The 21,159-nt window shown below is 71.4% G+C and carries 18 protein-coding genes and 1 pseudogene; 9 read left to right on the top strand and 10 right to left on the bottom strand.

The genetic code is table 11. From position 1 onward, the window contains the following. Positions 1-163: 163 nt before the first annotated feature. From GA0070216_RS34725 to GA0070216_RS24745, 9 genes are all read right to left on the bottom strand, one after another. Positions 164-595 (bottom strand): hypothetical protein, encoded by a 432-nt coding sequence (locus tag GA0070216_RS34725; protein WP_176739118.1) that lies wholly within the window; start codon positions 593-595, stop codon positions 164-166. Positions 596-622: 27 nt separating this feature from the next. Then, a complete protein-coding gene (locus GA0070216_RS24780) occupies positions 623-1,336 on the bottom strand; it encodes a hypothetical protein (RefSeq protein ID WP_091250967.1) in 714 nt (237 codons plus the stop codon). 469 nt (positions 1,337-1,805) lie between these two features. Next, positions 1,806-2,681 carry a replication-relaxation family protein gene (locus tag GA0070216_RS24775; RefSeq protein ID WP_091250965.1) on the bottom strand — a complete coding sequence of 292 codons (876 nt, stop codon included), beginning with the start codon at positions 2,679-2,681 and terminating at the stop codon, positions 1,806-1,808. Between the two features lie 209 nt (positions 2,682-2,890). Continuing rightward, positions 2,891-5,389 carry a helicase HerA domain-containing protein gene (locus tag GA0070216_RS24770; protein WP_425413191.1) on the bottom strand — a complete coding sequence of 833 codons (2,499 nt, stop codon included), beginning with the start codon at positions 5,387-5,389 and terminating at the stop codon, positions 2,891-2,893. A 17-nt stretch (positions 5,390-5,406) separates the two neighbouring features. Beyond that, complete coding sequence (locus GA0070216_RS24765; RefSeq protein WP_091250962.1) at positions 5,407-7,194, bottom strand: VirB4 family type IV secretion system protein; 1,788 nt, start codon at positions 7,192-7,194, stop codon at positions 5,407-5,409. Further along, the gene (locus GA0070216_RS24760) at positions 7,191-8,123 is read right to left on the bottom strand and encodes a PrgI family protein (protein ID WP_091251066.1); all 933 of its coding nucleotides are present in this window, start codon (positions 8,121-8,123) and stop codon (positions 7,191-7,193) included. Before GA0070216_RS24760 ends, GA0070216_RS24765 begins: the two co-directional genes overlap by 4 nt. Before the next feature lie 38 nt (positions 8,124-8,161). Continuing rightward, a complete protein-coding gene (locus GA0070216_RS24755) occupies positions 8,162-9,076 on the bottom strand; it encodes a TrbL/VirB6 family protein (protein ID WP_091250960.1) in 915 nt (304 codons plus the stop codon). 6 nt (positions 9,077-9,082) lie between these two features. After that, on the bottom strand, positions 9,083-9,463 hold the full coding sequence (locus GA0070216_RS24750; RefSeq protein WP_091250958.1) for a pilin: 381 nt from the start codon (positions 9,461-9,463) through the stop codon (positions 9,083-9,085). 564 nt (positions 9,464-10,027) lie between these two features. After that, on the bottom strand, positions 10,028-10,906 hold the full coding sequence (locus GA0070216_RS24745) for a hypothetical protein (protein ID WP_091250956.1): 879 nt from the start codon (positions 10,904-10,906) through the stop codon (positions 10,028-10,030). Between the two features lie 834 nt (positions 10,907-11,740). Here GA0070216_RS24745 and GA0070216_RS24740 point away from each other — a divergent pair. The 9 genes and pseudogenes from GA0070216_RS24740 (at position 11,741) to GA0070216_RS24700 (ending at position 19,456) form a co-directional block, all read left to right on the top strand. After that, complete coding sequence (locus GA0070216_RS24740; RefSeq protein ID WP_091250953.1) at positions 11,741-12,682, top strand: hypothetical protein; 942 nt, start codon at positions 11,741-11,743, stop codon at positions 12,680-12,682. Then, positions 12,666-13,658 (top strand): TRM11 family SAM-dependent methyltransferase, encoded by a 993-nt coding sequence (locus GA0070216_RS24735; RefSeq protein ID WP_425413188.1) that lies wholly within the window; start codon positions 12,666-12,668, stop codon positions 13,656-13,658. The genes GA0070216_RS24740 and GA0070216_RS24735 overlap by 17 nt, the downstream gene beginning before the upstream one ends. After that, entirely contained in the window at positions 13,655-14,521 is an 867-nt protein-coding gene (locus GA0070216_RS24730) for a hypothetical protein (protein WP_091250951.1), read from the top strand. The genes GA0070216_RS24735 and GA0070216_RS24730 overlap by 4 nt, the downstream gene beginning before the upstream one ends. Beyond that, the gene (locus tag GA0070216_RS24725; RefSeq protein ID WP_091250948.1) at positions 14,518-15,072 is read left to right on the top strand and encodes a DNA cytosine methyltransferase; all 555 of its coding nucleotides are present in this window, start codon (positions 14,518-14,520) and stop codon (positions 15,070-15,072) included. Before GA0070216_RS24730 ends, GA0070216_RS24725 begins: the two co-directional genes overlap by 4 nt. 202 nt (positions 15,073-15,274) lie before the next feature. Then, positions 15,275-15,949 (top strand): hypothetical protein, encoded by a 675-nt coding sequence (locus tag GA0070216_RS24720; RefSeq protein ID WP_245722692.1) that lies wholly within the window; start codon positions 15,275-15,277, stop codon positions 15,947-15,949. Continuing rightward, positions 15,946-17,106: a DNA-methyltransferase gene (locus GA0070216_RS24715; protein ID WP_091251059.1), complete on the top strand. Its 1,161-nt coding sequence runs from the start codon at positions 15,946-15,948 to the stop codon at positions 17,104-17,106. Before GA0070216_RS24720 ends, GA0070216_RS24715 begins: the two co-directional genes overlap by 4 nt. Further along, a pseudogene (locus GA0070216_RS36660) lies at positions 17,103-17,476 on the top strand (XF1762 family protein). Before GA0070216_RS24715 ends, GA0070216_RS36660 begins: the two are co-directional and overlap by 4 nt. A gap of 161 nt (positions 17,477-17,637) precedes the next feature. Beyond that, positions 17,638-17,895: a helix-turn-helix domain-containing protein gene (locus tag GA0070216_RS24705; RefSeq protein ID WP_091250946.1), complete on the top strand. Its 258-nt coding sequence runs from the start codon at positions 17,638-17,640 to the stop codon at positions 17,893-17,895. A 94-nt stretch (positions 17,896-17,989) separates the two neighbouring features. Continuing rightward, positions 17,990-19,456, top strand: coding sequence for a tyrosine-type recombinase/integrase (locus GA0070216_RS24700; RefSeq protein ID WP_091250944.1), 1,467 nt, complete (start codon positions 17,990-17,992; stop codon positions 19,454-19,456). A 173-nt stretch (positions 19,457-19,629) separates the two neighbouring features. On the opposite strand, the gene GA0070216_RS24695 is transcribed toward GA0070216_RS24700, so the two are convergent. Continuing rightward, positions 19,630-21,123, bottom strand: a complete 1,494-nt coding sequence (locus GA0070216_RS24695) for an IMP dehydrogenase (RefSeq protein ID WP_091250941.1) — start codon at positions 21,121-21,123, stop codon at positions 19,630-19,632. Positions 21,124-21,159 lie beyond the last annotated feature (36 nt).

Below are 21,159 nucleotides of genomic sequence, written 5' to 3'. Positions count from 1 at the left end.
TGCTCGGCGAACACCGCCCGTGGGGATCGCCTGCTGGTCGGGGACCTGCGGCGGTCGCGGTCGCCCGTGGGGCATGAGGTGGGTGGCGGGGCCGACCGGGCAGCAGCGCGCATCCTTCGGGTACAAGGATGGCGGCTGCTGGCCCGGCCGGTTCCGGGGGGTGTTAGTGCGGGGCGCGGAAGCGTCCGCGGCCGACACCGGGAATGACGGTGCCGTCGATGTAGTCGACGACGAAGGTGCTCCAGCCGGCGTCGACGCCGGACTGGATGAGGTGCAACAGGTCGCTCTCCGGCCCGCGCAGTGGCATGTCGCCGAGACGACCCGGGTGCAGCCGGCGGTAGCGCCTGCCGGTGAGCTCGCCGGCCAGCACCGGTGTCTCCTGCCAGCCGGTGAGGCTGGAGGTGACGGGCCGCAGGCGGTGATGCTCACCCACGGAGGTGCCGTTGCCGGACAGGTAGATCTGGTGGAACCCGTCGTGCATCACCCGCAGCGCCGGGTGGGTTGCCTCGCGGTCGCCTGTGTTCCGGCGGCGGGCGCGGATGCAGGCGTCGGCGAGTTGCTCGACCTCGTCGAGCAGGAACATGACGCGACCCATGGCAGTGTCCTTCCTGTCGAGGCTGGGTCAGAGCGCGACGGCGAGTAGCCGCTGATCGGGGTCGATGGTGGTGAGCAGGCGGAGGGCCTGTTCGAGGTAGGTGACCCGGTCGGCCATGGCGTCGCTGGTTGGGGCCAGCTTCGCGCCGTCGGCGGTGATCAGCGCGTCGGCCGCGACTGCGGTCAGCGCGCTGTGGTGCTGGTAGGCCATGGAGCCGGCCTGGTACATCTCCAGCTCGCCGAGGGCGATCTGCCCGGTGCCGTAGGTGGCGGCGTTGTGCATCCGGATCGCGTTGACCCGGGGCTGGTTGGTGAAGTCCGCCGCTGCCGTGTCGTAGGGGTACTTGGTGGGGTCCGCCAGGTGGCGGGCCTCGTAGACGTGCCATGGGGTGGCCGGCCGGGTGCCGTGCACGACCTGGCTGAACAGCTGGTGGCGGATGCCCGCTCCCATGCCGGCAGCCTGGCGCATGCCGTGCAGGTCGAGCAGTCGTACCGGTCCGCCCGCGCAGTAGGTGGGGCGGCCCTTGCGCAGGCCGAACATCTGGCTGCGCTGCCACGGGTACATGGCGGTGGCCCAGAACCGGGGCGACAGGGTGCCCTGCACACCGAAGTTGCGGTCGAGCTGGTGCGTGGTCAGGGCTTCCCGGGGCAGGTCGTCCGGAACGCAGACGATCATGGTGCTGACCGTCGCTGTGGGCGTGGCGGCCGGCGGGGTGGCCTTGTGGGTCGGGTTCTTGGCCATGGCAGATCCTCCTGGGGTGTGGGCGCGTGAGGGCGCGCGGAGATGACCGGCCCACCGGGTACGTGGGTCGGTCGAAGGGGAGAGGTGCGGTGCGGGGTGGTGCGGTGCGACCTGGGGTCGCCGCCCGGCGCGGTGCCGACCGGCCCTGGGCGGGGCGGGTGGGCGTGGCGCACCGGTGGGTGCGGCGGTGGTTCCGAGGTGGGACCGGACCGGGTGGGGATATATGTGGGTGCTGTTGGTGCCGTGAAAGGTAGCGGCCTGTTCTGTCAGGCCGCTGCGGCGAGATGGTCGCCGAAGAGTGGGGTTGACCTGCGGTGTGAGACATTCCGGCCCAGGCTGAGCCGTCGTCGGCGCGGACGCTGTGAGACTCCACGACTCTCACAAACGATCTTGGCCGGTGACAGACGCGGCCGTTAGCCGACCTGCGCGGAGGCCCTTGGTTCGAGAGATCGGTGCCGCGGTGTGAGTTCTAAAGGTCGTCGAAGCGTTGCGGGTTGGTGACGGTGTCGGGTCCGTGGTCGCAGGGCAGTTCGTGCAGGTACCTGCGGTGGGTGGGGTCCGAGACGAGGGTCCACACCCGGCCGGCCGGGTCGGGTCCGTGCACGGCGGTCGCGATCGGGCTGGCGGTACGCAGTCCGGCGAGCACGCCCAGGAGGCTGGTCTCGCGGCGGCGGCTGGGTACCCAGAACAGGACGGGGTAGCGGGGTCCGAAGGTGGTGAGGCGTTCGTATCCGCGTAGCTTGGCCACGACGCGGGCGAGGTTCTCGGTGTCGTTGTCGTGTTCCAGGAAGAACCCGGTCGCGGTGTCGTCGACGGTCCAGACGCCGTGGCCGTCGGGGCGGATGCCGGCCTGGGCGTAGACGGTGGTGGCGTGCTGCTCGGACCACCACCGCGACAGCCGGACGGTGTCCATACAGCGGGCGGTGGCCAGGAGGTCGGTGAAGAACTGGTTGACCCCGAGCAGGTGGTTGACCTGGCCACTGGCGGCGATGCGCTTGGCGCGTTCCAGGGAACTGCGGGGTGCCTTGCCGCCGTGGCTGTTCGGGTCGTGGTAGCTCGTCGGGTGTAGTTGCAGGCCGACGGGCCCGAGGGTGTAGAGCAGGGATCCGTAGCGGCCGTGGGCGCCGCTGCGGCCGAAGCGGTGCAGCACGTCGAGGCGGTGCAGGATCGTGAGCCGCCGCTGGGCGGTGCGGCGGTTGTCGAAGAACGCGTGGGTGATCTGGTCGGTGGACAGCAGGTAGTGCTCGGCGAGCAACCCGAGCAGGGCGCGGTCGCGGGGAACGATACGACCGAAGACCGCCAGTGGGTCGGGTTTGCTGGAGAGGGATGGAACACGGGAATACACGGTGTTTGCTCCTGGGGAAGAGTGTTCCCTCCCGATCGGGAGGGGTGTCTGGCACGGGAAGAGACGGCACCGGGGGTCTGTCAGGGTGTGTGTGCGGCACTGACAGCCCAGGTCGGGGATGTGCGGCGGGTGTCGGGCGGTCACGGGTGGCGATCCCGGTGGCGAGCCGGTGAGCGACCCGGGCGACGCCACCGGCTTACAGAGGACGGTCAGGTGCGGTCGCTCTTCGGGCGGTTGCGCCGGTCGTCGGGTTTGCGGCTGAGCCGCTCCACGAGGTCGTCGACAGCGCTGGTGTCCTGGGCCGGTACCGCCGCGGCGGCGGCCTGACGGATGGCGGTCGCCTCGCCGACGACCGGCTTCGGCGGCCGGGTCTTCATCGTGAACGCCGGTGTCTGTCGGCCGTCGACGACGAGCCGCGCGGCGGCGGTGTAGGCGTCGAGGTGAGCGAGGTCGTGCTCGCCCAGTTCGGGCATCGTGTGTCGGGACAGCACCTTCGCGTCCTCCGGCGCCACCGTGAAGTAGACCTTGTTGCGGGCGTTCGCGGACGCGGCGGCGAGTAGGTCGCGCGGGAACTGCGCGAGGTCCTGGTGGGCGAGGACGAGCGACAGCCGGTACTTGCGGGCTTCGGCGAGCATCGTGTCGAGGCTGTTGGCCAGGGTGAGGAAGTTCTGCGCCTCGTCGATGATCAGGGTCGCGTCGCGTCGCCGGTCGGATGCTGTGGCGGCGCGGGCGGTGGCGGCCTGCCACACCTGGGCGAGGATCAGGGAGCCGAGGAGCCGGCTGGTGTCCTCGCCGAGCACACCCTTGGGGATCCGGACGAGCAGCACCCCACCGTCGAGGACCTTGCCCATGTCGAAGCTGGAGCGCGGGTAGCGCATGGTGCGCTTGACGAAGTCGCGCAGCAGGAACGACCGCAGCCTGGCCAGGACGGGCCCGATGACCTGGGAGCGGAGGCTGTCGTTGAGGCTGTCGTACCACTGCCAGAAGCCGCTCAACCCGGCCGGATCGTCCAGGTCCACCGTCATCGCGGCACGGAACTGAGGGCTGTTCAGCAGTGGCGGGATGTGCTGCAAGGTCACGTTGTTGTGCCGCAGCAGGGTCAGGCACGCCACCCGCATGACGTCGTCCATCCGCGGCCCCCACGCCTTCTGGAAGATGCTGCCGAAGATGCTGACCAGGTTGTCGACGACCAGGTCAGGATCATCGCCCTCAAGGGGGTTCAGCGTCGGCGGGTTCTCCTGGTCGGGGTCGAAGAGCACGACGCGGTTGGCGACGCTGGCGGGAAGCCGGTCGAGGATGTCCAGGACCAGGTCACCGTGCGGGTCGATGACCACGGTGCCCCGACCGGCCTTGATGTCGTCGAGGGCCATGTTGACTAGCAGGGTGGTCTTCCCGGAGCCCGTCGCACCGATCACATGCATGTGATACCTCGCATCGGGCACCGACAGCCCCACACTGTGGCCACCGATCTCGGCGTCGCCGAGCATCTTCACGCCACGCCCGCCTGCGGGGACGGCGACCGGTGCCGGCATGGACGCCGCCCGCGCCCGGTCGAGGCCGGGCACGGCGAGGTCCTGCGGCAGAGCTGCCAGGGCGGCGAGTTCCGGGGCGGAGGTGAGGAATCCGGGGCCGAGCCGGCGGGCGGCGAGAACGGCCACCGGGGCGGGCATCCGGGCCCGGTGGGTAAGCCGGTTGCGGCCGGTGTGGATGGCGAACGCCGAGGCGAGGGTGTCGGCGATACCCCGCAGCCGCCCCCCCGAGTCCGCGCCGGGACGCCGGTTGGTGGTGGCGACGGCGTACCGGATGCCGGTCTGCCACAACGGGTGCGCCGTCTTGTCCAAGATCGCCCGCACGTCCCGCTCGACCGTCGGATCCCGGCGGACGGCGGACAGGGTGGCCCGGCCACCACCGCCGCTGCCGGGTAGGAACGCGTCGAGCAGCCACAGCAGCGGCGCGGCCGGGTTGATCGCCGGGACAGCGGTCGTGCCGGACCGTAGCCGTCCAGCGGAGCGGCGGGCTCGTGCCGCCCGCCGGGGGGTGGCCGGGCGGGCGAGGATCTGCACGCACGCGTACTCGCCGGCTTTGAGCTGCGCTCCGGCTGACATCAGCGCGCGCAGCGGGTCGGCGTCGTGGTCGGTGGCAAGCGGTAGCCACTCCGCGAACACCGGCAGCAGATGCCCGCCAGTGGCCGGGTGCGCGTGCAGGGGGATCGGCGGGGGCGGGTTGGTGTCGGTGGTGGTGGCCGAGCTGGGCCACGCCGCCCGTACCGCCGCCTCGACCGCCCCTGCCGGGACGGTGCCGGGCACCCAGATCGAGATGAGCAACTGCCGACCGGACCACGTGTACTGCCACACCACGCGCGGGGCGCCGCAGAGCAGACGCCGCCGCCGTGACGGGGTGAGTACACCGGCGAGGTTCGCCCACAACGCGCCCGCGCTGTGCGGGTCGACCTCGGGCGGAGGCGCGATCGTCACTAGACGCGCGCCCCGGGCGTGGTGGCGGTGCCGCCAGATCTCGACCATGTTCCAGGCTGCGACCCAGACGACCAGCAGCCCGGCGGCGACAGCCGCCAACCAGGGCCGCTGTGTGGCCCACACGGCGGCGTCGACCAGGGCGGCCCCCGTTCCTGTAGGAGGCGGAACGGAATCGGTGCCCGGCCCGAACGTGGGGCTGGGCACCGGTGGCGGCGACGCGAGCACGGATCGCAGGGCGTCGAGGGGTGGTGTCACAGGTCGTCCTCCTCGTCGCCCTCGGCCAGCTCGGCCGGGTTCGTGGTGCACAGCGCATGCTCCGCATCGGAGGAGATCGACTCGAAGCTTGTCCTGTTCACCCCGGAGATCAACAGGCCGTGGCCGCGGCGGGCCGAGAGCAGCAGGCGTCGTTCGCCGCCGGTGAGCCCGAACGCTTCCCCGACGGCGTCGATGGCCTGTGGGGCCTGCCGTAGCAGCACCTGGGTGGCGGCGTTGGACACCACGGCCTGGCCGAGTTCGGTGCCGAGTACGTCGGCGGCGTCTTGGGTGACGACAGTCAGCCCGGCGTTGCGTTTGCGGGCCGCCTTGGACATGCGGAACAGGAAGCGGGCGCCTTCGCCGTCGCGCATCAGCAGCCATGCCTCGTCGACGACGACGAGCCGGCGCTGCGACGGGCGTCGCGGTGCGTCGACGGTGCGCCAGATCGAGTCCAGGGCGAGGAGGGTGCCGACGGTGCGCAGCTCATCGGGTAGATGCCGAAGCGACCACACGACCAAGTGCCCGACCGGCACCTGGGTGGTGGGGCCGTTGAACAGGTCGGCGAAGCTTCCTTGCACCCATGGCGCGAGCCGGGCTGCCAGCGTCGCGGCGGCCGGGTCGTCGTCGGTACGCAGCGTCTGCGCGAGGTCCCGTAGCAGCGGCGCCGGTCGGTGGTGGGTGGCGGGTTCTGTGGTGATGCCCGCTTGCCGGTAGACGGCGAGGATGGCCCGGTCTAGGGCGGCCCGTTCCGCCGGTGGCGGCTGGTGGCCGAGTAGGACGCTGATGAGGGTGTGGAGGAACAGGCCGCGGCGGGTCAGGGTGTCGGGGCGGCGGTCGCCGTCGGGCAGGTCGAGGGGGTTGATCTTCACGCCGGGTAGGCCCAACCGGACGACGCTGCCGCCGACGGCGTCGGCCAGCCGCAGGTACTCGTCCTCGGGGTCCACCACCGCGATCTGCACACCGTGGTAGAGGTTGCGCAGGATCTCCAGTTTCACGAAGTACGACTTCCCAGCACCACTTCTAGCCAGGACGATCGAGTTGTGGTTCTCCTGCGCCCACCGGTCCCACCAGACGATCCCGGCGCTGGCCGGGTTGACCCCGTACAGGACCCCGCCGGTGGTGGGCGGGTCGCCGGGCAGCGGTGCGGGCAGGTCCGGGCTGGCCAGCGGGAACGCGGCGGCCAAAGCGGCGGTGTCCATCGTGCGGAGCATCCGCAGCCCGTCGGTGGCCAGTGGCAGGGTGGTGGTCCAGCCGGCCAGTTGCCGCCAGGTCGCCAGCTGCACGTCCAGGAGGGTCGACGCGGCGGCGGCCCGTACCTGCGCGCACGCCTGTGCCAGTTCGGCCTCGGAGCGGGCGTGCACCGTCAGGTACAGGCCCACCCGGAACAGTTTCGCCGCGCCGCGGGCGAGTCGTTCGGCCAGGTCACCGGCGTCCTCGGCGGCGGCGTCGACGTAGGGGTCGGCCAGCCTGCCCCGGTCGGAGTCCGCCCGACGAGATGACTCCAGGCGGGCCCGTTGGGTGCGTAGGCGGGCAGCGGCGATCGGTGCTGGCAGCGGTTCGATGTGCAGGGTGAGGTCGAGGCGGCCCGGCCAGGACAGCAGCGGTTCCAGCCACGCGCCGCCGACCTCGGCGGGGTAGCCGGTCACCACGAGGGTTGCGGCGTATCCGTCGCCGACGCGCAGCCACCGTGGGGTGACCTCGACCGTGGCCGGCGCGACCGCCGACGCCAGCGACGCCGGTTGCGGCTGCGTACCGCCTCCCGTGGTTCCTCTCTTCCTGATCATGGTGTCTTCCTCTTCGTGCGCGCAGGGGCGGGGGTGGTGGCGGTGATGACGGCGTCGGGTGCGGCCAGTCCGCCCGGGCGCGGTGGCCGGTAGGGGTCGGCGGCGGATGCCAGTGCGGCGGTGACCGCCGGGCCGTCCAGCACCCGTGGGCTGACGCCGAGGCCGGACAGCGTCCGTGCCGTGTCGTCGGCGCGACGCAGGCCAGCGTGGGGGCTGTGCTCGCCGGCCGCCGTGTGGTGGACGATCAGGACCTGTCGGCGCAGCGGGTCTCGTCGGGTGGCGAGGTCGGTGAGGAACGTGGCGTGGTCGGCGCACGCTGCCCGCAGCTGGGGGTGCGGTTGGGCGTCTGCGGCGGTGGCGAGTGCCCGGCCGTGGGAGGCCAGGTCGACCGGTTGGGCGGACACGACGATCTGCGTGGGCGTCGACAGGCTGTTGAGCCACCTGCCCCAGCCGTCGATCAGGGCCGCCTGCTCGGTGGGGGTGCGTAGGGCGAGGTTCACCGTGGTGGTGCCGACGATCGCCGCCCTGCCTGCGCCGAGGCTGATCTGCCCGTCGTCGTCGATGGCGTCGGCGGGCAGCCGCAGCGGCGCCGGCAGCGGCACTCGTCCGTTCTTGGGTGTGTCGACCCAGTCCGGCGGCCCGGTGTCCGCGGTGACGTTGGTGTTGGACAGCGAGTGGGGGGTGCGGGTGTGGCGGATGGCGTGCAGTAGCCACACGTCCATGGGCAGGCCGTCGCGGCGGCCGAGCGCCAGGCCGGTGACCAGCCCGCCGAGCACCACACCCGCGCCGATGAGGACCGGTGCCGGCACGACGTCGTGCAGGGTGCGCCACGCGGTGTAGAAGAGCAGGGTGCCGGCGGCGACGATCGCCAGTTGGTGGAACGTCAGGCCGTAGGCGACCTTGTCGAGGGCGTCGACGTCGGCGGGCATCCGCGCCCGGGTCAGGTCACTGTCGGGTTCGGGTCGGGTCATCGGATGGTCCTTCGTAGCGTGTTGAGGCCGGGGACGGCGCGGGTGAGTTGCTGGACCACGACGACGCGGACGACCGCGCCGAGCATGTTCGCGGTGCCGCGTCCGCTCTGGCCCGCCCAGCGGGCCATCAGGGTGGGGATCTTGACGGTGGTCCAGAGCAGGACCACGACGACCAGGAGGTTCAGGGTGCCGCCGGGGTCGGCGGGCAGGCCGAACACCGGCAGCATGGCCGCCGGGTCGAGGAGGGTCTGTTCGCCCGCGGTGAGGAAGAACGCTTGGGCGACGGGGATCGCGAGGCATCCGGTGTAGGAGCGCCACCACAGGCGGGCGAACGGGTCGGTCTGTGGCAGGGCGTGGCAGGCCAGCGCCAGCGGCGCGACGGCCGTCATCACCAGTAACGCCACGAACCGGCCGATCACCTGGAACGCGGTCGTCACGACCAGTACGGCGATGATGAGAACCAGGATCAGGAACAATAGCGGGACCATGTGGTTCTGTGTCGCCGTGAGGTGCGTCCGGATCGCGGTGAACGCCCCCGTGTCGTCGGAGCCGCCCTCGCTGACCGCCCCGGTCAGGGCGTTGGCCACATCGATGAGCTGGGCGCAGGCGAGTTGGGAGAAGTGGGCGGCGGTGAACCCGACGACCAGCCGGGGGAGGAGGTCCTTGATCGTGTATCGGGACTGTTCGCCGCCGCCGGCGACCATGACGAGCACGCCGGCGGCGACGAACGCGAGGACGAAGACGGTGTCGACGATCCAGACCGACCGGCCGGTGAGGGCCTGCACCTGCGGTAGCGCGGTGACCTTCGGGGTGTGGAGCAGGATGCCGGTGATCAGGTCGAAGATCGCGGTGAGGCAGGCCAGGATCGCGGTGGTGAACCAGTCGAGGGCCTGGTCGAGGAACCATCCCATGACGTCTCAGCCGCCGACGATGCCCTGGATGATCTGCAGCAGGATCGGCGCGAGGACCGCCAAGCCGTAGCCGACCAGCGCGTTGCGCAGGGCGAGCTTGGCCTTCTCCACCTGCGACGGGTCACCACCGGCGGTGGCCCAGTACACGCCGGCCAGGACGAGGAAGAGAGTGGCCAGCGCGGCAAGGATCCCCATGACCCAGGCCTGAAGGTTGGCGATCACCACCGGCAGCGAGTTCGCCGCCAGGTAGACGGCGCTACCGGGATCGGCGTACGCGGCGGCCGGGATGGTGAGGGCCAGTCCTGTGCCGGCCAGCGGCACGGCCACGCGCAGCGCGAAACGACCGGCCCGTCGGGTTGTACGGATGTGAGTGGGGGTGCGGGACATTGCGGTTCACCTCCCGCCGCGCCCCGGGGCGCCGAACGGCGTGACCGGGGCGCGGCGATTGCTCGAAGCGGTCCAAAGGGGCCGCCGCCGGGCGTAGGTGAAGGAACCGACGACACCGCGAGCCTCGGGAGGAGCTCGTCCTCCCTTAGGGGTGGGTTGCGGTCATCAATGTGGTGTCAGCGCATCAACGTGGCGCGGCACCCGAGGCACGCGGATCGCGGTTCCTCGTATCGCCCGGCGGCGGGCGGGACCAACGAGCAGCGGTGCCGCTCGGGGAAGTCCCGCACCCCCAAACCGGGTCTTGTGACCTGTGGCGAACACTTGCCGCGCTCCCACGCCGCTCACAACCCTCGGGGCGAAGACTCACAGCGCAGGTCAGGGCTGCTGAACTGCTCTTCCTCAGTGTTCCTGCTCCGGCTGCACGCTTTTCTCCGTCGGAGCGTTCCGGCTGCCCGACAGTGGGTGCTGCCCAGCGGTTTCTGTCAGGGCGGAGGCAGAAACGGCTGTGGCCCGACGTGGTGCACGTCGGGCCACAGCTGTTGCGCTCGGTGGTGCGGGAGGCTGTCAGGCAGCTGCCGCAGCCGCCACCTGGCTGGTTTCGCGGCGGGCAGCCGCAGCGCGGCCTGCCCGTCGCTGACCGCGCTGTTCGGCTTGCCGCCGCAGTTCCGCGACGGTTTCCGGCGACGCGACCCCGGTCAGCAGGCCGTCGGCGAGGGCCTCGGCGATGCGGCTGTCGATGCGCGAGAGCCGCATGCGCAGGGCGTCCACGCTGACGCCGTTGGTGGCGGCGATGGGCTCGATCGCGCGACGCCCGAGCCGGACGTCGATGTAGGCCTGCTCGTCTTCCGGATCGAGGATCCCGAGGCTCACCGCCCGCCGGACCAGGAGGTCCGGATGCCCGTACGGCACCCGCGGGGTCCGTGGGCCGGCGGCGACGTGCTCGATGTCCTCCACCGGCAGGTACTCCTGCTGCTGCAGGCGCAGATCCCGCCCGGCCCGCCACGCCGCCCGGCACAGACCCGCGTACGGCGCCGGTTTCGTCAGGTCCACCCGATCGCGCAGCGCGGTCAGGAAGCCGGTCAGGATCTCGGCATCCACATCTGCCGGGTCGCCGTAGTACCCCTGGCAGAGTCGGGCCGCGTACTGCTGCAGGGCCGGCATCGCCATGCCGGCCGCGGCGACGACCCAGTGCGGCCCGTCGAGGCGGGCACGGCGGATCAGCTCCCGCCACACCTCGTCACGCGCCGTGTAGGCACGGGGGTGGCGCAGCAGCCAGTCCCGCAACGCGGGCAGCGGCATCACCCGCTGCGGCAGACCGGTGTCGGCGCCGAATGCCGCGCAGTCGAGCACCAGCGGCGCGGGTTCGCACGTCAGCGCGGCGAAGGCGGTCGCCGCGGCGTCAAGGGCGGAAGTGGGCCAGTCCGTAGCGTCGGACACGCTCATGTCAAAACTCCTGTGACAGCGAAGGGATTCGATGACCGCCGCCGACGTTGTCGCGGCGAGCGGCGGCACCGATTCCGCCACACGAGCATCACAAGCCTCTGACAGAGCTGCTCAGACCCCCGATCACCGCCCAGCGCCCGGCTTCTGTCACAGGCACACCCCTACCGGCATTCATCGGCTGTGATCGCTGATAGGAGTTCTGGTAAAGGTGGGCTGACCTGCCCTGTGACAGGTTGACAGAGCCCGTCAGGCACGCGTGCGACGGCGCTGTCACCGGGTCACGTCGCAGCCCCGTGACACGACGTCGACGACACTCACAGCCTCGGGAACGGGAGCCTATGACAGTCCGGTCCGCTCACGCACTGGTGTCACCGGTCGCCGTCGGTCGGCCCGCGCCAGCTCGTCTTCGGCACCTCCGACAGCGGCAGAAGCTCTGCCACCGTTGACACGGTCAACCTGTGACAGGGGCACCGAGCCGGTGAAGCCGGGCCCACCCGGTGACACTCACACCACTCTCACAGTGCTGGTCAACGCGGTGATCCACGCCGACGCCGCAGCGTCCCCACGGACCGAGACCGGCATCCCTGCCTGTTCTGTCAGTAACGGACGGTAACTGACAGAAGAGGGTGGAGTTCAGGCTCGCCTGCGGCAGCCCGGTGGCTGCCGCTGGTCGTCGCCACGCGAAGCCGGCTAGGAGAGCCGTCGGAACCGGGACGAGCTGCCCGGCGGTGAGCGCCTGTGAGCGGCGGTGAGTGCGGCAAGTGTTCGCCAGGGATCACAAACCCCGGTTTGGGGGTGTCAGCGCTTCACGGCGCGGCGCGGAGCCGACAGCACATGAGCGAGCACACGCCGCACCAGCACACCCCGGCCGACCACACCGAGCCGGCCGACTCCACACTCATCGACCTGATCGCCGGCGACCCGCCGGTGCCGATCACGGTCTGGCGCACGGCCCGCACCGACGCCGAGCACCACACCAGCCTGCCCGCCCGTCTGGCCTACCGCCTCGTCGCCGCCTACAGCCGGCCCGGCGAGGCGGTCGTCGACCTCACCCGCGACCACGCCCTGACCGCGACCTGCGCAAAGGGCGAGCGCCTGCACCACCGTGCCTGGTTCACCGACACCAGCTCCGGCCTGCTCATCGGCCCGGCCACCACCAGCCGGCCGGCGGCCACCGACACCAACCCGCTTCACCCGACCGCGCACGAGGACGGCGAGGGCGACGACGTACCCGAGCTGATCGAGTGGTTCGGCGACGACCTCACCGACCCCGACCTGCCCGGCATCGGCCCCGACACCGCGGTTGTCCGGTCGGGCGACGACGGACCGCTGGACTCGGTCACCAGCCTGGTGGTCGCGTCCTGGCCGCTGCACGAGACGGACACGGCCGCCCGGGTCCGGCTCGCCTGGCTTCTCGCCGCCTGCGCGCGGCTGCTGCGCCCCGGCGGCTGCCTCGTGCTCGTCGTCGGCGTGCCCACCGGTACGCAGCCCACGCCCGAGGACTTCGGCCCTCTCGTGGCCGCCGCCTCCCGCGTGGGGCTCGGCTACCTGCAGCACATCGTCGCCGTGGAGGCCGGCACCGACGGCGACGAGTTCGTCTACCACGTCGTCGCCGATGAGGAGCTGCTCACCCTCGCCCACGCCAACCCCGAACAGTGGGCCGTCGCGCACCTGCGGGTGCACGCCGACCTACTGGTCTTCACCCCACGGCAGCCCAGCCCGGTTGCCGGGCAGCGACGGCGCCGCGACCGCGACGGTGGTGACCGCCGTGCCTGAACCCACCACCACCGGACACCCCGACCCCAACGAGCCGAACACCTTCAGCCCCGCCGCCGGCGAGGACTACCCGGGGCGGCACCGCGAGTACGACGGCCGCCACCGCGCCGACTCCGACGGCCTGTCTGTCTGGGCCACCGCCCAGTCCACCGGACCCGTCCAACGACGCGGCCGGCACGTGCCGGAGTCGGTCAAGCATCCCGCCCGGATGCTCCCGGCGATCGCCGCCCACGCCATCGCCGCCTACACCCGGCCCGGGGACCTGGTCCTGGACCCGATGTGCGGCATCGGCACCACCCTGGTCGAGGCGGTCCACGCCGGCCGCGACGCCTTCGGCATCGAGTACGAGCCGCAGTGGTCGAACATCGCCGACGCCAATATCCGCCACGCCCATGACCAGGGTGCCACCGGACGCGCGTCGGTCATCCGCGGCGACGCGACCCGACTGATGTCTCTGGTCCCGCAAGTCCTCACCGGGCAGGTGGCCCTCGTGGTCACCTCACCGCCGTACGGGCCCACGGTGCATGGCCTCGTGCGCCCCGGCGCTGACGGGGTCGTCAAGTACGACGACCGATACAACGACGGCGAGGACAGGGGCAACCTCGCCTACCGCGACCTGACCGGCCTTACCGACGGCTTCGCCCAGATCCTGGCCGGCTGCGCCACCCTGCTACACCCCGGCGGCGTCGTCGTGGTCACCGCCCGTCCCTGGCGCAAACACACCGAGCTGGTCGACCTGCCCAGCGCGGTCATCGCCGCCGGCCGGCGCGCCGGCCTCGTCCCGACCGAACGGTGCGTCGCACTCCTCGCCGCCGTCCGCGACGACCACCTCGTCGCCCGGCCGTCGTTCTTCCAACTCCAACAGGTCCGCAAGGCCAGGGCCGCCGGGATGCCGATGCACCTCATCGCGCACGAAGACGTCCTGATCTTCACCAAACGCCCATCACCGCGAGGCGGAACCGGGGTGGTCGCGTGAGCGCACCCACCCACCGCTACCTGTCGCTGGGCGCGGGCGTGCAGAGCACCACGCTCCTGCTGCTCGCCGCCCGGGGCACGATCCCGGGGTTCGACGCGGCGATCTTCGCCGACACGTCCTGGGAACCGGCTGCGGTCTATCGCCATCTGGACCGGTTGACGGGCATCGCTCAGGCAGCCGGCATCGAGGTCGTGCGCGTCAGCACCGGAGACATCCGGGCTGACGCGCTCGACCCGGAGCACCGCTTCGCGTCCATGCCCCTGTTCACGCTCGGGCCGAACGGTCAGCGGGGCATGGCTCGACGGCAGTGCACCTCCGAGTACAAGATCAAACCGATCAAGGTGGAGGTGCGGCGCCGGCTCGGCTACCCGCACCCGACGCGGGTGCCGGCCGGGGTGCGGGCGCGGATGGCGATCGGGATCAGCCTGGACGAGATCGGCCGCGCCCGCGACTCGGACGTCGGCTACATGCACAGCGTCCACCCGTTGCTCGACCTGGGCTGGCGGCGGACCGACTGTCTCCGATACCTGGCCGACCATGGCCTCGGGGACACCCCGAAGTCGTCGTGCGTGGGTTGCCCGTTCCACGACGACGGCTTCTGGGCCGACCTGCGGGCGAACAGCCCTGCGGAGTGGGCCGACGCGGTCGCCTTCGACCGGGCGATCCGCCACGGCTCCGCGAAGGCCAACGCCGACGGGCATCCGCTGCGCGGGCAGTTCTTCCTGCACCGAGCTCGGGTGCCGCTCGACGAGGTGGTGCTGCGCCCACGCCCACGGCCGGCGGATTCTCCTGGCTGTGGGCCGTGGACCTGCCCGCACGACGCGACGGCACCTGCCGCCGCGGGGCGTGGGGAGGTGGCGTGAACGGTGAAGCCACCGCCGCACCACGAGTCGGTTCCCTGTGCAGCGGGTACGGCGGGCTCGACCTGGCCGTCGAGCTGGTGCTCGGCGGCCGGCTCGCCTGGTACGCCGAGACCGACCGACACGCCGCCACCGTCCTGGCCCATCACTGGCCCGGCATCCCGAACCTCGGCGATATCAGCGTCGTCGACTGGGCCCAGGTCGAACCTGTCGACATCCTCACCGCCGGGTTCCCCTGCCAGGACATCAGCAATGCCGGCAAACGCGTTGGTATCACCGGGGAGCACTCCAGCGTCTGGAACTACGTCGCCGCAGCCGTTCGCGTCCTTCGACCGCAGTTGCTGTTCGTGGAGAACGTCGCCGCCCTCCTGCGGAGAGGGCTCGACGTCGTCCACGCTGACCTGGCCGAGATCGGGTACGACACGAGTTGGCTATGCCTACGCGCATCCGACATCGGCGCCGCCCACCAACGGGACCGGCTGTTCCTGCTGGCCACCCCCACCCACCGACTGGGAGGAGGGGGTGCGGACGTTGCCGACACCCTGCGCCCGTGATGGCAAGGGCCCCGGCCACCAGTACGGGCTGCCCGACCTGGTCGAGCCGACCGGCACCCGCCATCACCTGCTGCCGACACCGACCGCGGTGACATACGGGTCGAACAGGTCCCCCTCGGCCGGGGCGACCCGCCGGCCCAGTCTCGCCGGTATCGCCGGGCAGTTGCTGCCTATACCCACTCCGGGAGGCGGCACCGGCTCCATGAGCGGCACCCACCGTGACACCTGGCGGCCGGCCCTGGAATCGGCGGTCCGCGGCTACCGGCCGCAGCGCGGCGGGAAGTCGAAGACTCCGCCGCTGCTGCCCACCCCGCGCGCCAGCGACACCGGCACCCCCGGCCGGCGCGCCGGAGCCGGATGGCGGCCACCGCTGTCACAGGTGCTGCTACCCACCCCGAAGGCAACCGACGGCACCAAGGGCTGCCCGGGGCAACGTGGCTCACACGGGGACCTCACCCTGCCGTCGGCAGCGGTGCGGGTACCGGCCCGGACCTTGCCCACCCCGCGCGCCTCCGACGCGCGGGGACCTGGCCGGCACGGCGACGGCGGCGCGGACCTGCGCACCACCGTCGCCGGGTTGGGTCAGCCCGACGCCGACCGGTGGGGCGTCTATGCCGAAGCGGTAGCGCGGTGGGAGCTGCTGCTCGGCCGGCCGGTGCCGGAGCCGACCCAGCCCGGGCGGCACGGCAAACCGGTCCTGGCGCCGCCGTTCGTGGAATGGCTCATGGGCCTCGACCAACAGTGGGTGACCGACCCGGTGCTCGCGTTGCCGCGTACCGGCGCGCTGCGGGTCCTCGGCAACGGCGTCGTCCCGCAACAGGCAGCCACCGCGTTGCGGATGCTGCTGTGCCCGCACCGGTGGGCGGTGCCAACATGACCGATCCCACCTTGCTGGACGCCTACCGGTACCGGAAGGCCGGCCCGGTCGAGTTGTATCTCGGCGACGCCCGGCAGGTGCTCGCCGCGATGCCCGACGGCAGTGTCGACGCCATCGTGACCAGCCCGCCGTTCTGGTCGCTGCGGGACTACGGCACCGGTGCGTGGCACGGTGGCACCCCCGCCTGCCCGCACCCGCTACCTGCCGGGCCACGCCGCGACGGCACGTCGTGCCGCCGGTGCGGGGCGACGTGGGGCGACCTGCAGTACGGGCTGGAGCCCACGGTGAACGAGTACGTCGACCGCCTGGTGCGCGTGTTCGACGAGGCGCTGCGGGTCCTTCAACCCACCGGGACGCTGTGGCTGAACCTCGGCGACAGCTACACCGGCGGGACCCGTCGCGCCTACGACACCGGCGGCGGGACCACCGGAACATCAGGGCGGTCCGCGCCGTTGCCGGCGAAGAACCTGATCGGCGTGCCCTGGCGGACCGCGTTCGCACTGCAGGCGCGCGGCTGGTGGCTGCGCAACGCGGTCATCTGGTCGAAGACCAACCCGATGCCCGAGTCCGTCACCGACCGGCTGAGCACCGGCTACGAACTGCTGTTCCTGCTCACCAGGTCCCATTCCTACTACTTCGACCTCGATCCGATCCGGATCCCGCTCGTCCGGCCGGAGGCCGCCGACGGGACCCGGATCATCGGCGGGGCACGCAAGGGCCGCACCGGCGGGATCGGCGCGACCGCCCGCCGCTGCGGCGCCACCGCGTACGGCGCCGGTAAGTACAGTGCCGAGGAGGTCCAGGTCGAGCCTCGGGCAGGGCGGGGCAACCTCGTCCCGCTCGGGTACGCCCACACCGCCGCCCATCCGAAGGGACGCAACCCGGGGGATGTGTGGCGGATCGCGACCCGCCCCTACCGGGGGTCGCACGTGGCCCCCTTTCCGATCGACCTGCCGCTACGGGCGATCGCGGCCGGCTGCCCACCGGGCGGCGTCGTCTTGGATCCGTTCTCCGGCGCCGGGACGACCGGGCTCGCCGCGCTGCAGCTCGGCCGCCGCTATGTGGGGGTCGACATCAACGCCGCGTTCCACGACGAGGCGATGGCCCGGATCGTCCCGTACCTGCCCGACGACCTGTCGAACGAGGAGAGCGGGTGAGCCTACGGACGGTGCCGGTCACGTTCGCCGAAGCCTGCGGCTTCGTCGCGGACTGGCACCGCCATCATCGGCCGCCGCGGGGGCACAAGTTCAGCGTCGGCGTGGCCCGCGACGACGTCCTGGTCGGCGTGGCCGTCGTCGGGCGTCCCGTCGCGCGCAGACTCGACGACGGGCTGACCCTCGAGGTCACCAGAGTGGCCACGGACGGAACTCGCAACGCCTGCTCCTGCTCTACGGGGCGGCGTGGAAAGCCGCCCGGGCGTTGGGCTACCGGCGTCTGGTCACCTACACCCAGGACGGGGAGAGCGGGGCCAGCCTGCGGGCGGCCGGGTGGCGCGTGGTCGCCTCCCGGCCGGCGCAGTCGGGCTGATCACGACCGAGCCGCCCCCGCGTCGACCACGGCACCGCCGAGATAGGCCGGCGTCGGTGGGAGCCAACCGGCTGACCACCACCAGCAAAACCCCACCATCCCGAGAGCCCGCCACCACCACGGTGGCGGGCTCTCCCTCTTTGCACGAAGGACCAAATCCCATGGACAGCAAGAAGGCCAGCACTCCCCCAGAGAATCCGCCGGTGTGGACCGTTGAGGGCATCCGGGCGCTCGGAGCGGTCACGGACGTCGCGACCGTCGGCGAGATCTTCGGCATGTCCCGCAGCAGCGCCTACGAGCTGGCGCGCCGCGACCGCCTGCCGGTGCCGGTGTTGCGGGTCGGCTCCCGCTACCGGGTCTCCGTCGCCGCGATCCTGGCAGTCCTCGGCGTCCCTAGCGACCCTCCGCCCGCGACTTGATCACCAGGCCGAAACAAGCGGTGATCACCACGCAACGGACACCCGACAATCCGATGCTCGCCAGAGGGCGGAGTCGGCGAGGAGCGAACACGTCATGGCAGACGGATCCATCACCAAGCGCTGCGGTTGCCGACAGAACGGCCGACGCCTCGGCGCGCAGTGCCCCAAGCTACGCCGCGGCAACGGGTGGAACCCCCACCACGGCACCTGGCGGTACCAACTCGAACTCCCCCTCGACGCCGGCCACGCACGGCGGCAGCTGCGCCGCACCGGGTTCGACACCCGCGAGGCCGCCGCTGCCGAACGTGACCACGCCCGCGCGCTGCTCGGCCTCGCCGGCCGCGACGAGATCCAGCGTCGGCGCATCGCCGACCTGCTGCAGGCGTGCAAACCCCACCAGCCGCTGCCGGACCGCGACCACGTCGCCCGCCGCATCCGCGCCGACGTGCCCGCCGACACTCGGCTCACCCTCGGCGAGTACCTCGCCGAGTGGATCACCAACCGGGTCAGGCTCGCGCCCGCGACCCGCCGCAGCTACCAGGACCACATCACCAAGTACTGGACCCCGCATCTGGGGCAGGTGGCGCTGCAGGAACTCACCGCCGCGCACATCGAGTCGGTCTTCGCCACGATCGAGGCCCGCAACGACGAGATCCGCGCCGCGAAGGCCAGCCCCGTGAAGGAGATCCGCGACGCCGTCAAGGGAATCCGCACGGTCGGCGACGCCAGCCAGCAGCGGATCCTCGCGACCCTCCGCAAGGCGCTCAACGACGCCCGCCGTCTCTATCACCACAAGTTGGTGGACCACAATCCCGCCGAGTCGGTCGAGTTGGCCTCGGGCAGGCCGCCGAGACCTCGGCTGTGGACCGACGCGGCGGTCAACCGGTGGCGCCGCACGCGGCAGCGGCCCAGCCCGGTCATGGTCTGGACACCTGTCCAGGCGGGCCAGTTCCTCGACTTCGCCGAGGCCGAGGACCCCGAGCTGTACGCCCTGTTCGACGTGGCGATCCACCGCGGCCCTCGACGAGGCGAGCTGTGCGGTTTGCACGACTACGACGTCGACTTGGAGGCCGCGGCGATCACCATCACCGGGCAGCGCACCAGCGTCGGTTACCAGGTGATCGAGAAGGGGGTGAAGTCGGCGGCCGGGGACAGGATCGTCGACCTCGGCGACGAGACCGTCACGAGTCTGCGCCGGTACCTGTTCCGCCGGGCGGCGTGGAAGGTCGTCGCCGGCGACGCCTGGGCCGACAGCGACATCTTCTTCGTCCGCAAGCGCGACGGCCAACCGTGGCACCCGGAGACGGTCACCGGCCGATTCGACCGGCTCGTCGAACGCAGTGGCCTGCCGCCGGTACGGTTCCATGACCTCAGGCACATCGCCGCGACCCTGATGCTCGCGGCCGGGGCCAGCATCAAGGAGATCCAGGACACCCTCGGCCACTCGTCCTACAAGATGACCGCCGACATCTACACCTCCGTCCTCGCGGAACTGAAGAAGACGACCGCCGAGGCCACGATCAAGCTCATCCCACGCAGAAACCGACCGAAGGCTGCGTAACGCCCCGTGGGCCGCGCCATCGCTGGCCGGCACCTCGACCAATGCGGGGTCGTCGGCCAGCGGTGGCGTCGAAACTTCCGACGTGGGTCCACCCGGGCTTCAGGCCACGGGGCACGCGGGCACCTGGGGTGCCCGGCGAGACCTGCGCTGGTCGGTAGTGTCACCCCGCCGGATCAGCTGATGGCGCTGGGGCGATCGCGTAGCCGTACGTCTTCTCTGTTCTGCAGGTAGCTCTGGTGGGAGACCTCGACGAGGGTCGCCGTCTGGTGGAATTGCGGCAGGGTGGTGGAGCCGCAGCTGATCATCGTGGAGGTGATCTTGGTGAGGGTGACGGATACGTTGTCGTAGAGGCTGCCGGCGTAGGGGACGTATCCGTCGACGCCCTCTTCGAAGACGAGGGCCTTGCCCTGCCCGTAGCGGGCGGCGTTGCGGGCGCGTTGGCTGCCTTCGCCCCAGTATTCCTTGAACAGTTGCCCGTCGACCTTGACCAGGGGTGAGGGGCTTTCGTCGTAGCGGGCGAAGTAGCGCCCGAGCATGAGGAAGTCGGCGCCGAAGGCCAGGGCGATGGCCATGTGGGAGTCGTGCAGGACACCGCCGTCGGAGCAGAGCGGCACGTACTGGCCGGTCTCGCGGGCGTAGGCGTCGCGTTCGCGGACGACGTCGGCGAGGGCGGACGCCTGGCCGCGGCCGATGCCCTTCTGGTCGCGGGTGATGCAGATCGAGCCGCCGCCGATGCCGACCTTGACGAAGTCGGCGCCGGCCTCGGCGAGGTAGCGGAAGCCGCGTCCGTCGACGACGTTGCCGGCCCCGATGCGGACCGTGTCGCCGTACTGCTCGCGGACGAACTGGAGCACGGTGCTCTGCCAGGTCGAGTAGCCGTCGGAGGAGTCGAGGCACAGGACGTCGGCTCCGGCGGCGACCAGGGCCGGGATCCGTTCGCGGTAGTCGTGGGTGTTGACCCCGGCACCGACCATGAACCGCTTGTCCTGGTCGATGCTCTCCTTGCGGAACTGCTTGTGGAGTTCGTAGTCGCGGCGGAGCACGATCGAGGTGAGGCGGCCGTCCTCGTCGACGATCGGCAGGACGTCTTGGCGGGCGTCCCAGATCAGGGTGTTCGCGTCGGACAGCGAGATGCCGGTGGGTGCGGTGGCGAGGCCCGCAGCGGGGCGCATCCGGGTTTCGACGCTGTCGCCGAGGTCGTGGCGGTGCACGTTGAAGTCGCTGGTGGAGATCAGACCGAGGAACATGCCGCCGGGGCTTCCGTCGTCGGTCACGACCGCGACATCGCGTTCGGCGGCGGCCAGCAGGTCGCCGACCTCACCGAGGGTGGCGGACGGTTTGATGTTGATGTCGCTGTGCCGGAAGCCGGCCTTGTGTCGCTTGACCGCGGCCACCATCTCGGCCTGTGCGGTGATCGGCTGGTTCTGGTGGATGAACGCCAGCCCTCCGCACTGGGCCAGGGCGATGGCGAGCCGGGGTGAGGACACCGCCCCCATGATCGCGCTGACCATCGGGACGGCGATCCGCAGCGCCGAGGGCTCCCCGACCCGGTGTCGCACCACGGGGGCGGACAGATCCACGCGGTCCGGCGTGCACGCCTCGTCGGTGAGGTTGGGCAGGAGCAGGTATTCACCGAAGGTGCGGGAGATCTCGGGCAGGATCCGCACTGCTTTTACTCCTTGAAGAATGGGATGCCGCACAGC

This window comes from Micromonospora matsumotoense (assembly GCF_900091525.1).
GTDB lineage: Bacteria > Actinomycetota > Actinomycetes > Mycobacteriales > Micromonosporaceae > Micromonospora > Micromonospora matsumotoensis.
Note: the sequence above shows the minus strand (reverse complement) of the source record. Positions and strands in the feature narration are given on the sequence as shown.

Coding starts and splice junctions, on each gene's coding strand:
- GA0070216_RS24780 (WP_091250967.1), bottom strand. CDS start 1,336: ATGGCCAAGAACCCGACCCACAAGGCCACCCCGCCGGCCGCCACGCCC.
- GA0070216_RS24720 (WP_245722692.1), top strand. CDS start 15,275: ATGAGCGGCACCCACCGTGACACCTGGCGGCCGGCCCTGGAATCGGCG.
- GA0070216_RS24745 (WP_091250956.1), bottom strand. CDS start 10,906: ATGAGCGTGTCCGACGCTACGGACTGGCCCACTTCCGCCCTTGACGCC.
- GA0070216_RS34725 (WP_176739118.1), bottom strand. CDS start 595: ATGGGTCGCGTCATGTTCCTGCTCGACGAGGTCGAGCAACTCGCCGAC.
- GA0070216_RS24700 (WP_091250944.1), top strand. CDS start 17,990: ATGGCAGACGGATCCATCACCAAGCGCTGCGGTTGCCGACAGAACGGC.
- GA0070216_RS24715 (WP_091251059.1), top strand. CDS start 15,946: ATGACCGATCCCACCTTGCTGGACGCCTACCGGTACCGGAAGGCCGGC.
- GA0070216_RS24740 (WP_091250953.1), top strand. CDS start 11,741: ATGAGCGAGCACACGCCGCACCAGCACACCCCGGCCGACCACACCGAG.
- GA0070216_RS24765 (WP_091250962.1), bottom strand. CDS start 7,194: ATGATCAGGAAGAGAGGAACCACGGGAGGCGGTACGCAGCCGCAACCG.
- GA0070216_RS24760 (WP_091251066.1), bottom strand. CDS start 8,123: ATGCCCGCCGACGTCGACGCCCTCGACAAGGTCGCCTACGGCCTGACG.
- GA0070216_RS24750 (WP_091250958.1), bottom strand. CDS start 9,463: ATGTCCCGCACCCCCACTCACATCCGTACAACCCGACGGGCCGGTCGT.
- GA0070216_RS24755 (WP_091250960.1), bottom strand. CDS start 9,076: ATGGGATGGTTCCTCGACCAGGCCCTCGACTGGTTCACCACCGCGATC.
- GA0070216_RS24705 (WP_091250946.1), top strand. CDS start 17,638: ATGGACAGCAAGAAGGCCAGCACTCCCCCAGAGAATCCGCCGGTGTGG.